Here is a 12552-nt window from a genome sequence, read left to right as displayed (position 1 = left end):
TTGTACTTTTGCCATTCTATTTAACAAAAAGTATATTCACTAATATTATGGATAGGTTTTCATTTTTAAATGCAGCGCATACAGAGTTTTTCGCACAATTATACGATCAATATTTAGTAAACCCAGACAGCGTTGAGCCTAGCTGGAGAAGTTTTTTTCAAGGTTTCGACTTTGGAATGACCACTTATAATGACGAAAATCCGGTTCAGCAGATTGTTGAATATGTGACTAGCGACAACACAGATTACAGCAAAGTTTCAGAAAAACTTCAAAAAGAATTCAACGTACTAAAATTAATCGATGGTTACCGTACACGCGGACATTTGTTTACCAAAACAAACCCGGTTCGTGATCGTAGAACTTCATCTCCAACTTTAGACATTGAGAATTTCGGACTAACAACTGCTGATCTTTCAACAGTTTTTGATGCAGCTAAGACTATCGGAGTTGGACCTTCTACTTTACAAGATATTGTAACGCGTCTTAAATCTATTTACTGTCAACATATTGGAATTGAATATATGTACATCAGAAATCCTGGTGTTGTAAAATGGATTCAGGATAAATTAGCGGTTAACGTTAATCAGCCTAATTTTTCTACAGAAGAAAAGAAAACAATCTTAAATAAATTAAACGAAGCAGTTTCTTTCGAGAACTTCTTACATACTAAATATGTTGGACAAAAACGTTTTTCACTAGAAGGTGGAGAATCTATTATTCCAGCTTTAGATGCTTTGATCGAGCAAGCTGCTGAAAAAGGTGTTGAACAATTCGTAATGGGAATGGCTCACCGTGGCCGTTTGAACGTTTTGGCAAACATCTTCGGAAAATCAACTCAGGATATTTTTGGTGAGTTTGATGGTAAAGATTACGATCAGGAATATTTTGATGGTGACGTAAAATACCACTTAGGTCTTACGGCTGACAAAAAAACAAGATCAGGAAAAAGCATTAATATCAATTTAGCACCAAACCCTTCGCACTTAGAAACGGTTGGAGCTGTAATTGAAGGAATCACAAGAGCAAAACAAGATAAATATTATGCTGACGATTTTTCTAAAGTATTACCAATCGCCGTTCACGGAGATGCTGCAATTGCAGGACAGGGTATCTTATATGAAATCATTCAGATGGCACAACTTGACGGTTACAAAACTGGAGGAACAATCCACATTGTAATTAATAACCAGGTTGGTTTTACTACAAACTATTTAGACGCTCGTTCATCTACTTATTGTACAGACGTTGCCAAAGTAACTTTATCTCCGGTATTACACGTAAATGCTGATGATGCTGAAGCTGTTGTACATGCGGTATCTTTTGCATTAGACTACAGAATGCAATTTGGACGTGATGTATTTATCGATTTATTAGGATACAGAAAATACGGTCATAACGAAGGTGACGAACCTCGTTTCACGCAGCCGGTTTTATATAAAATCATCGCAAAACATAAAAATCCAAGAGATATTTATGCTGAAAAATTATTGTCTGACGGCGTAATTGATGCTTCTTATGTAAATGCTTTAGAAAAAGAATACAAATCTACTATGGAGGAGAATTTAGAAGCTTCCCGTAAAAAAGATTTGACTATTATAACGCCATTCATGAAAAACGAATGGAATGGATTTGTTCAGGTAACGGATACCCAAATGCTTCAAAAAGTTGATACTTCTTTCGACAAAACAGGATTGGATTCTATCATCAATACCATCTCAACTTTACCATCAGACAAGAAATTCATCAACAAAATAACCAAAATTGTTACGGATAGAAAAACAGGATACGACAATAATACTATTGACTGGGGAACAGCTGAAGCACTTGCTTACGGTTCTCTTTTGACAGAAGGATTTGATGTTCGTATTTCAGGTCAGGATGTAGAGCGTGGTACTTTCTCTCACCGTCATGCTGTCGTTAAAGTTGAAGATTCTGAAGAAGAAGTAATTCTGTTAGATGCTATCGAAAACAAAAAAGGAAAATTCGGTGCCTTCAACTCTCTTTTATCTGAGTATGGTGTTCTTGGTTTCGATTATGGATATGCATTGGCAAATCCAAATGCATTAACGATTTGGGAAGCACAATTTGGAGATTTCTCTAATGGAGCGCAAATTATGATTGACCAATATATTTCATGTGGTGAAGACAAATGGAACAACCAAAATGGTATTGTTTTATTGTTACCTCACGGATATGAAGGACAAGGTGCAGAACACTCTTCTGCAAGAATGGAGCGTTATTTACAACTTTGTGCAAGACAAAATATGTACGTTGCAGATTGTACAACGCCAGCCAACTTCTTCCACTTGTTGAGAAGACAAATGAAAACGAATTTCCGTAAGCCTTTGGTAGTTTTCTCTCCAAAAAGTTTATTGCGTGACCCAAGATGCGTTTCTACAGTTGAAGAATTAGCAACAGGAAGTTTCCAGGAAACTATTGACGATAACACAGTAGATAAAAAAGCAGTAAAAACGTTAGTTTTTGTTACAGGTAAATTCTACTATGATATTGTTGCTGAAAGAGAAAACAACGGAAGAAATGATGTTGCAGTTGTTCGTATCGAGCAATTATTCCCATTACCAGTGGAGCAATTAAAAGCAATTATTGCACAATATCCAAATGCTGATGATTATGTTTGGGCACAAGAAGAACCTAAAAACATGGGAGCTTACAGTTTTATGTTAATGAACTTCGATCTTGTAAAATGGAGATTAGCTTCATTAAAAGCTTACGCTGCTCCGGCATCAGGAAGTTACACAAGAGCTAAACGTCGTCATGCAGATGCGATTAGAATGGTTTTCGATAAAAATTTATTTAGATAATATTTATGAGGAAAATAATAGTATTTGCTTTAACAATATTATCCATTACAGTTTATTCTCAGGAATTAAAAAAACCAAGTGAAGGAAAATCAATAGTTTATTTTGTACGTTCTTCTGCAATGGGATTTTTAGTAAATTTTAAATACTTCGATGGAGAAAAATATTTAGGCAAATTCAATTATGGTGAATATTTGGCTTACGAATGCGAGTCAGGTAAACATATTTTTTGGTCAAGATCAGAAAACACAGATTTTATTGAAGCTGATCTTGAGGAAGGGAAAATTTATATAGTAGACTCTGAAGCTCAAATGGGCGCAATCAAAGCTGGTGTTGAATTAATTCCTTTTAATCCTAAGCCTGAAAGCTATAAAACGCCTAAGAAATTTGAGAAAAAGAAGGCCGCAATCTTAAAAGCAATTTTAGAAAAAAAAGAATATGTTGCAACTGATGTAGATTTAAAAGAAGGCTTTGAAGAATATGAAAGTATAATTAAAAAGTCTACAGAGAAATACAACAAATTAAAAGAAAGAGGAGAAGAATTTGCAAAAGTGCTTCCTGAAATGTCATACAACAATTAGTTAACATATAAAATTACAAAAGATGATTTTAGAAATGAAAGTCCCATCACCAGGGGAGTCAATAAAAGAAGTTGAAATTGCAACTTGGTTAGTAAAAGACGGAGATTATGTAGAGAAAGATCAAGCTATTGCTGAAGTTGATTCAGATAAAGCTACTCTTGAATTGCCTGCTGAAATGAGTGGAATTATTACGCTTAAAGCTGAAGAAGGTGATACAGTTGCAGTAGGAGCTGTCGTTTGTTTAATTGATACAGATGCAGCAAAACCTGCAGGTGATGCACCAGCAGCTCCGGCATCTGAAGCTCCAAAAGCTGAGGCTCCTAAGGCTGAAGTAAAAGCTGAAGCTCCAAAAGCAGCACCAGCACCAGCAGCAACAAGTTACGCAGCCGGAACTCCATCTCCTGCAGCTAGAAAAATATTAGACGAAAAAAATATAGCACCAGCAACAGTTTCAGGAACTGGTAAAGGTGGAAGAATCACAAAAGATGACGCTGTAAACGCAGTACCATCTATGGGAACTCCAACTGGAGGAAGCCGTGGATCTGAGCGTACAAAATTATCAATGTTACGTCGTAAAGTAGCTGAAAGATTAGTTGCTGCTAAAAACGAAACAGCAATGTTAACTACTTTCAACGAAGTTAACATGACGCCAATTAACCAAATTCGTAATGAATACAAAGATGCTTTCAAAGCGAAACATGGTGGTCTTGGTTTAGGATTTATGTCATTCTTTACAAAAGCAGTTACAAGAGCTTTAGAATTATATCCAGATGTTAACTCTATGATGGATGGTGATTACAAAATCGCTTACGATTTTGCTGATATCTCTATCGCAGTGTCTGGACCAAAAGGTTTAATGGTTCCTGTTGTTCGTAATGCTGAGTTATTAACTTTCCGTGGAATCGAAGCTGAAATCAAAAGATTAGCTTTAAGAGCCCGTGATGGTCAAATCACTGTTGACGACATGACTGGTGGAACTTTCACCATTACTAATGGTGGAGTTTTTGGAAGTATGTTAAGTACTCCAATCATCAACCCTCCTCAATCAGGGATTTTAGGAATGCACAACATTATCGAGCGTCCGATCGCTGTAAACGGTAAAGTTGAAATTCACCCAATGATGTATGTTGCGCTTTCTTATGACCACAGAATCATCGACGGACGTGAGTCAGTTGGTTTCCTGGTTGCTGTAAAAGAAGCATTAGAAAATCCAGTAGAATTATTGATGAATGGCGATGCTAAACGTGCTTTAGAATTGTAATTGTAAGTAATTCTTACCCTTAATACAAAACCTGTTCATTAATTTGAGCAGGTTTTTTTATATAATTTTGTCTTAAGATTGTCTTAAGATGTTAATTTTTTAAGAAAATGTAAATTTTACCCTTTAAAAAATATTTTATTTAGAATAAATAAGAATAGCTTGTATAGTTAGCAATCAAAAGCTAAATTTGCACTATTAAAATCAATTCTAAATAAAAATGAAATATAAATTTACAATTTCTTTTTTGAGCTTTTGTTTTTTTCTATTAGCAAGTACTTCAACTTGGGCACAAGAAAAAGCTACTATTAAAGGTCAAATCAGCTTAGCAAACAATCAGGCAGCAGATAACGTTTCAATAGTTTTAAAAGGAACAAAAATTGGAACCAATACTGATGACAATGGTAATTACGAAATCAAAAACGTAAAACCTGGAAGCTATGTTATTAGAGTTTCTGCAGTAGGTTATTCTTCTAAAGAAAAAAGCATTACACTTAATGGTGGTGATGAAGTTATTGAAAATTTTACTATCACCTCAAACTCTGAACAATTAGATGAAATTGTAGTAAGCGGTGGTGCTAAAAAAAATCCATTAGCACGTAAAGAAACACAACAAGTATCAAGATTACCACTTAAAAATCTTGAAAACCCACAAGTTTATACTACAATCACAAGCGAACTTTTAAAAGAACAAGTGGTTACAAATCTTGATGACGCACTTAAAAATGCTCCGGGATTATCACCACTTTGGGCTTCTACAGGACGTGGAGGTGACGGTGCAGGTTATTTTTCTTTAAGAGGATTTGCTGTTCAGCCAACCATGATCAACGGATTGCCTGGACTAACAAACGGAACTATCGATCCTGCAAATATTGATAAAATTGAAGTTATCAAAGGACCATCTGGAACTTTGTTTGGAAGTAGTTTAATCTCATACGGAGGTCTGATCAACTTAACAACTAAAAAGCCATACGACCATTTTGGTGGTGTAGTAGATTATACAGCTGGAAGCTACGGTTTAAACAGAGTTACTGTAGATGTAAATACTCCATTAGACGAAGAGCACAAAATTAATGTTCGTGTAAATTCAGCTTATCATACAGAAAACAGTTTTCAGGATGCAGGATTCAAAAAATCTTTCTTTTTTGCTCCTTCCTTATCTTACCAGGTTAATGATAAACTTTCGTTTTTCATCAACACTGAATTCATGAATAACAAAGCTACTAATCCGACAATGTTATTTTTAGACAGAGGAGCCGAATTAAGAGTTCATAATATTGATGAATTAGGATATGACAACAAACGTTCTTACACAAGTAACGAATTAGCAATCGAAACTCCTTCATTTAACCTTCAGGGACAAATGAACTATAAATTTTCTGATCAATGGAGTTCACAAACTGTAGTTTCAAGAGGATCATCAAAATCTGAAGGCTACTATTCTTATATTTATGAAGGAACTCAATTTTATCCTAAAATTACTGAAGGAATTGTTTTAGGTCGTTACATGAACTACCAAAACTCTACAACTTTAACAACTGATATTCAACAAAACTTTATTGGTGACTTTGTTATCGGAAGCATGAGAAACAGAATTGTTGCCGGTTTAGATTACTTTAACAGAGGCGCTATTGATAACGGTTCTGGATATGTACAAAATGGTGGCATTTATATTGGAAATCTTGATTTGAAAACTGTTAATGAAAACCTTTATGGAATTACTGATCCAACGAAATACATCACAAATGGTGACAGCGGAATTTTAACGAAAGCAGGATCTGATGCACTTTTGTCAAAAGCACCAATGAACAATAATAAAACAAAACAAGAAGTTTACAGTGCTTATGTATCTGATGTAATCAACTTTACTCCTGGTTTATCTGCGATGGCAAGTTTACGTGTTGACCGTTTTATGACAGAAGGTGATGTTAGCACAAACGCTGACGATTACAACCAGACTTCTTTCTCTCCTAAATTTGGTGTGGTTTATCAGCCAATTATAGATAAAGTTTCGATTTTTGCTAACTATATGGATGGTTTTGCTAATACAGCTCCGGTAAATGATGTTTTACCTGACGGTAGCTCTCAACCAAGAACTTTCTCTCCAGAGCACGCAAATCAGTTTGAAGTTGGAACAAAATTAAATATTTTTCAAGACAAACTTTACGCTACATTCAGCTACTATGATATTAAAGTAACAGATCAGGTTTATACGGTTTATACTGCAACAACTCAGACATCTTACCAAAATGGCGGACAAAGAAACAAAGGTTTCGAAGCTGAAATCGTTGCAAACCCAATTGCCGGTTTAAACATTGTTGCCGGATACAGTTATAATGATGCGCTTTTAACTGCAGGTGATCCGGATTTTGTAGGTCACAGACCAGAAAGTGCAGGACCACAGAACACAGCGAATCTTTGGGCCAGCTACAAATTCTTAGAAGGTGGTTTACAAGGTTTTGGTTTAGGTTTTGGAGGAAATTATGCTGACAAGAACAAAATCATGAACAGAACGGTAACGGGTCAATTTACATTGCCTTCTTATACTGTTTTAAATTCATCTATTTTCTACGGAACTGAAAAGTACGTTTTGACTCTTAAACTTGATAATATTGCAAACATCGATACTTATGATGGCTGGTCTACAATCCACCCGAAAAACATGAGAAGTGTATCTGCAAATTTCTCTTATAAGTTTTAATAAAAAACAAGCAAAACACCTTTCTGTTAATTCGGAAAGGTGTTTTTTAAATTTTTAAAATTATGATAACAATAGCCAGTCTTATCGTTTTTTTAGCTTTTTACACTTTGTATTATACATCAAAAAGAGCTGCTTTATCTTATGATTTAGGTTTTGAAAAATGGATGAAAAACAATCCGAAACAAACTAAAATCACAGGCTTATTACTTCTCTTAGTAGCCTACTCTGTATGGCTTTTTACGCAATCATTGTGTTGCGGTACTTTGATGTTTTTCATTCAGCTAATGACTATTGGCAGTTTAATTATCATCTTGAAACCATTAAAAAAAGTAAACAGCATTGCTCTACTATTGCTATTTATAATTGTTGCCTTATTAGAATTTTACTACTACTAATTTTTTCTTAAGCAGTCTATGCCAGCAAATCCAAAATATTTAACTCAATCTAAATGGCAACGTTTTGCCAAAATTACAGCTGCCATTCTGGGTGGCTATTTTGTTTCCGTTACTTTTCATTTGGCACTTGCTTCATGGTTTAACCGTGCAAACATTTTGATGACAATGGCTTTTAGCGGCTTTATTCTTTGGGTTGCACTTATGGTAATTGCTTTTCTGGCAAAAAGCGGATGGAAAATTTGGGGCATCTACATTCTTCTAACACTAGTTTTTTCTCTTTTCATTTATCTGGGTCAAACCTATAATCCAACGGCACAATAAGCATGAGCAATCGTAATTATAATATCTACTTTCATACACATACCGTTAGCGGAATCGTTATTAGTGTTGTACTGTTTGTAATTTTCTTTGCAGGATCTTTTTCTTTTTTTAGAGATGAAATCATCAATTGGGAAAGAAGTGAATCTACTGCTCTTACAAAAGAAATTCAACTAGACTATACTACGGCATTAGATACGCTCGACAAAAAATATGTTTTACACGGAAGAAATATTACTATTTCTAAACCGAGCACTGAAAGAAGGGTTGCCATTTACATGGAAGGAACCAAAGATACTTTGGCTCCGGCCAAACAAAAAGAGGGATCTTTTTTTTATCTTGATACTAAAAACTTTAAAACCTTTACCTATGAAGAATCGTATTCTTTAGGAGAGTTTTTATACCGATTGCATTTTCTTGCCCAAGTTCCATATCCTGTTGGTTATTACCTATCCGGCTTTGTCGCTTTATTTTTCTTGTTTGCCATTGTAACTGGTGTTTTATTACACTGGAAAAAAATTGTTTCTAATTTTTACGTTTTCCGTCCAAAGGAAAAATTAAAAACATTATGGACAGATGCACATACGGCATTAGGAATGATTGGATTGCCTTTTCAATTTATATACGCTGTGACCGGAGCTTTTTTTATGATCAAACTTTTGATTGTAGCGCCCGCTGTAATGGCATTATATAAAGGAGATCAGGATAAATTATATAAAGAATTAGAATACACTGATCCTGATTATAAATTTGAAAATAAAAAATTAGCCAATCCTTTTAATATTGATCAGCTAGTTGCAAAAGCAAAAAGTAATTGGTCAGATTTTGAAATCACACGTGTTTTCATTCAAAATTATGGTGATGCCAACATGCACGTTTTGGTCGAAGGCGAAATGCCGAACCATAAAAAATTCACCGGAATCGGAAAAGTGGTTTACCGAATTGCTGACGGAAAAGAAATTGCAAAGAAAAATCCAATCACCCAAACTAATTATTTAGATGTCGTGAAAAATGTTTTATACCGAATTCATTACGGTGACTACGGCGGATATGCTCTAAAAATAGTCAGCTTCATTTTAGGAATTATCACTTGTTTTGTGATTATTTCCGGAGTAATGATTTGGTTGGTCGCAAGACAAAAAAACAATATGCCAGAAAAGAAAAGACGTTTCAACGCAGCTGTTGTTCGTATTTATTTGGCAATTTGTTTGAGTATGTACCCAATTACTGCATTGGCATTTATCGTTACCAAAATATTTCATCCTTTAACTCAGAATAATCTTTACACTGTTTATTTTGTGGGATGGCTCATACTTACCGTCTTTTTTATACTTAAAAAGAATGATGCTTTTACCAATAAATTTTGTCTGATTTCAGGAAGTATTTTAGGTTTCTTAATTCCAATAACAAACGGAATCGTTAGCGGAAATTGGTTTTGGACTTCTTTTATGCAAAATAAAATCCAGGTTTTTGTTATTGATGTTTTCTGGATTTCTCTGGCTTCAGTATCGCTTTATGTTGCCTACCATTTAAAACCGAAAAAAGCGGTTATTGGCGAAAAATAGTTAAAATCTTTTTTGTTCTTTATTAAAAAAATCACGCAAAGGCGCTAAATACTTTGCGCCTTTGCGTCTTTGCGCGAAACATCTTTACTGTTGAATAAATGGCGTATTTATTTCAAAAGAAGCTAAATATTTGTCTGTTATTGATTAAGGATATACTTTTACCCTTTTATTCAAAAATGGGATTCAAAAAGCAAGTACGTTTTCTACATAAATGGCTCGGATTAATTTCCGGACTTATTGTTTTTGTTATTAGTGTTACGGGTTGTATCTTCTGTTTTCATGACGAGATAAAAGATATTACCAGAAAAGAATGGCGTTTTGTTGAACCTCAGAACAAATCTTTTTTGATGCCTTCTGTTTTACAGCAAAAAGCAAAAGAAATACTTCCTAAAAATACAGCAAGCATGGTTTCGTATTACGGAAGAAATCGCTCCGCAATTGTCTACACCTATTCTGATACTGAAAATTTATACCTCTATTTTAATCCGTACACAGGAAAATATTTAAAAACCGAAAATCCAAAAACAGATTTTTTTATCATTGTTGAATACATTCACTTGTATTTACTCCTGCCCGATTATATTGGAAAACATATTATTGGCGGAGCAACCATAATTTTTATTTTGTTGTTAATCTCCGGAATTATTCAATGGTGGCCAAAACGAAAATATGACATTAAAAGAAGTTTTACCGTTAAATGGTCAGCGAAGTGGCGCCGCGTAAATTATGACTGGCACAATACCTCTGGGTTTTACATTTCATTAATCGTACTTGTTCTTGCTATAACGGGTTTAACCTTTACCTACGAATGGGTTGGTGATAGCATTTACAAAACATTCAATCTTGGCGGAGACAAAGCTGAAGAAACAAAAACACCAGTAATTGACACCACAAAATTCAAAACAAATAGCATAACAGCAGTAGATCGTGCTTTTATTGAAACTGCAAGATTACAACCAAAAGCAGAAATGTTTTTTATTTTGCTTCCGCAGAAAAAAGGTGACATAATTAGCACTGGAGCTTATCCTCACACCTTACGATATGATCATCAAAGCAATTACTATTTTCATCCGCTTGACGGAAAATTAATCCAGAGTGATCCTTACGATAAAAAAACCTTAGGACTTAAGGTTGTCGAAATGAATTACGGAATTCATACTGGGCAGATTCTTGATTTACCCGGAAAAATCATTGCTTTTATTGCAAGTTTAATAGCTGCCGCTTTGCCGGTAACCGGTTTTGTAATTTGGTATGGAAGAAGAAAGAAAAGCTGCAAAAAAATTAAAGGCATAAAAAAACCGCTTATATAAGCGGTTCTTTTATGTATCTTAGAAATTACCTTAGTTTCTATTTGCTAAAGCATTTTTCTGTAAGTTTTTAACTGAGCTCACTTTGTTATTTTCATAAGCAACTTCGCATAGCGTATTTTCATTAACGAAAATCCATTTTCCAGTTTTCAATCCGTCTGTGTATTCTCCCTCGGCAACTTTATTTCCCTTCTGATCATATGATACCCAAACGCCATCTAATTTACCCTCTTTAAAGAAACCTTCTTGTTGTACTTTACCATTTTCAAAGTAATAAGTAGCTTTTACTTTATTTCCAACAGCTTCTAATTCTGGTTTTGTCTCTTGTGCAACTAAAATTCCAGAGAACATCATTGCAACTAAAATCACACATTTTTTCATATCTTTAGGTATTAATGTTATCAAATCGTTATCAAATATAGTTAATTGTTTACATTAAACAAACTTTTACTTAACAATTTGGTAACATTGAATAAAAACTTAACATTGGGAATTTCCTAAAAACAGCAAAACCAACGCTGAGGCATTGGTTTCATTGGAATTTTACACAAAATATAAAATTACGATAACGTTATAATTTCATACAAAAATTAGTTCAATAATGAATCTAACTGTGTTTGAAGTTCTGGAGTTGAAGGTCTTGCAGCATCTGCATTCACAACATTACCATTTGGATCAATTAAAATAAAGCGTGGAATTCCGGTTACACCATAACTTGTAACAAATTCAGATTCCCAATCTTTATCAGCAAATAATTGAATTCCGCCAAGGTTTTTATCAGTTACAAATTTTTTCCATTTTTCATTGTCTTTCGATTTATCAATTGAAATACTTACGAACTCAATATTTTTTCCGTGATATTTTTCTTCAATTTTTTGTAAATACGGAATTTCCGCTCTACAAGGCGCGCACCAAGTAGCCCAAAGATCGATATAAACATATTTTCCTTTTAAATCAGCCAATTTTGTTTTGCCTCCTTTAAAGTTTTCATAATCAAATTCAGGCGAAGGTTTTCCGGTAAATTTATTTGCTTTAGCTGCACTTTCATAATTTCTAATAGCAAATTCATTAAAACGCTCAAAATTACCTTTCATTGCAGTTACAAATTCCGGATCAAAAGCTCCTTTCTCCAAACTTTCCTTATCTGTCTTATTCTTAGCCTCTAATATTACTGCAAATTCAGCCGGCTCTTTAGAATAGGCTTCCTCAAGTTTTTCATTTCTTAAAGCTTGTTGCGCCAAAAAATTACTTTCTTCAACACCTTTCCCTTTATATACAATAGTTTCATCAAATTCCTTGGCATTCATTGTTAAATTTACTTCTGAATTTGGCTTTAAATATAAACGAGAAGATTCTATACCATCTGAAAACACATAAAATCCTTTTGGTGCATCAAATGAAGCTACAAAAGTTTCCTTTTTGTCAATAGGAATAACTTGTTTAAAGTCTTTCCCTTGAATGACTAAAGTGTCACTATTTCTATTGGCAATTTTAGCTGTAAATTTAATTTGATTTTTGGTTTGACTGATGACGTTCAATGCGCTAAAAATCAACAGACCCGTAACAAAAAGTTTGTTCATATAAATTAAAATTTGTTTTTAGTGAATC

Annotated in this window: 10 protein-coding genes; 8 read left to right on the top strand and 2 right to left on the bottom strand. The window is 34.1% G+C overall.

The features are described from left to right. The first annotated feature begins 47 nt into the window (after nt 1-47). The 8 genes from B0A65_RS14375 (at nt 48) to B0A65_RS14340 (ending at nt 10947) form a co-directional block, all read left to right on the top strand. Nucleotides 48-2822: a 2-oxoglutarate dehydrogenase E1 component gene (locus B0A65_RS14375; RefSeq protein WP_074662597.1), complete on the top strand. Its 2775-nt coding sequence runs from the start codon at nt 48-50 to the stop codon at nt 2820-2822. A 5-nt stretch (nt 2823-2827) separates the two neighbouring features. Next, nucleotides 2828-3400, top strand: coding sequence for a hypothetical protein (locus tag B0A65_RS14370; RefSeq protein WP_074662594.1), 573 nt, complete (start codon nt 2828-2830; stop codon nt 3398-3400). A gap of 22 nt (nt 3401-3422) precedes the next feature. After that, the gene (gene odhB / locus B0A65_RS14365) at nt 3423-4661 is read left to right on the top strand and encodes a 2-oxoglutarate dehydrogenase complex dihydrolipoyllysine-residue succinyltransferase (protein ID WP_074662591.1); all 1239 of its coding nucleotides are present in this window, start codon (nt 3423-3425) and stop codon (nt 4659-4661) included. 217 nt (nt 4662-4878) lie between these two features. Continuing rightward, the gene (locus B0A65_RS14360) at nt 4879-7359 is read left to right on the top strand and encodes a TonB-dependent receptor (RefSeq protein ID WP_074662588.1); all 2481 of its coding nucleotides are present in this window, start codon (nt 4879-4881) and stop codon (nt 7357-7359) included. A 62-nt stretch (nt 7360-7421) separates the two neighbouring features. Then, a complete protein-coding gene (locus B0A65_RS14355) occupies nt 7422-7754 on the top strand; it encodes a hypothetical protein (protein ID WP_074662584.1) in 333 nt (110 codons plus the stop codon). A gap of 18 nt (nt 7755-7772) precedes the next feature. Then, the gene (locus tag B0A65_RS14350; RefSeq protein WP_074662581.1) at nt 7773-8075 is read left to right on the top strand and encodes a hypothetical protein; all 303 of its coding nucleotides are present in this window, start codon (nt 7773-7775) and stop codon (nt 8073-8075) included. A 2-nt stretch (nt 8076-8077) separates the two neighbouring features. Further along, a complete protein-coding gene (locus B0A65_RS14345) occupies nt 8078-9637 on the top strand; it encodes a PepSY-associated TM helix domain-containing protein (protein ID WP_074662578.1) in 1560 nt (519 codons plus the stop codon). A gap of 176 nt (nt 9638-9813) precedes the next feature. Beyond that, entirely contained in the window at nt 9814-10947 is a 1134-nt protein-coding gene (locus B0A65_RS14340) for a PepSY-associated TM helix domain-containing protein (protein ID WP_074662826.1), read from the top strand. Nucleotides 10948-10977: 30 nt separating this feature from the next. Here the strand turns inward: B0A65_RS14340 and B0A65_RS14335 are convergent, their stop codons facing one another. Together B0A65_RS14335 and B0A65_RS14330 are read right to left on the bottom strand one after the other, a co-directional pair. After that, entirely contained in the window at nt 10978-11325 is a 348-nt protein-coding gene (locus B0A65_RS14335; protein ID WP_074662575.1) for a toxin-antitoxin system YwqK family antitoxin, read from the bottom strand. 209 nt (nt 11326-11534) lie between these two features. Continuing rightward, complete coding sequence (locus B0A65_RS14330; protein ID WP_074662572.1) at nt 11535-12524, bottom strand: TlpA family protein disulfide reductase; 990 nt, start codon at nt 12522-12524, stop codon at nt 11535-11537. Nucleotides 12525-12552 lie beyond the last annotated feature (28 nt).

It is taken from the genome of Flavobacterium frigidimaris, from assembly GCF_002217275.1.
Taxonomy (GTDB): Bacteria; Bacteroidota; Bacteroidia; order Flavobacteriales; family Flavobacteriaceae; genus Flavobacterium; species Flavobacterium aquidurense.
The sequence above is the reverse complement of the archived record's forward strand: the minus strand, read 5'-3'. Positions and strand labels throughout refer to the sequence as shown.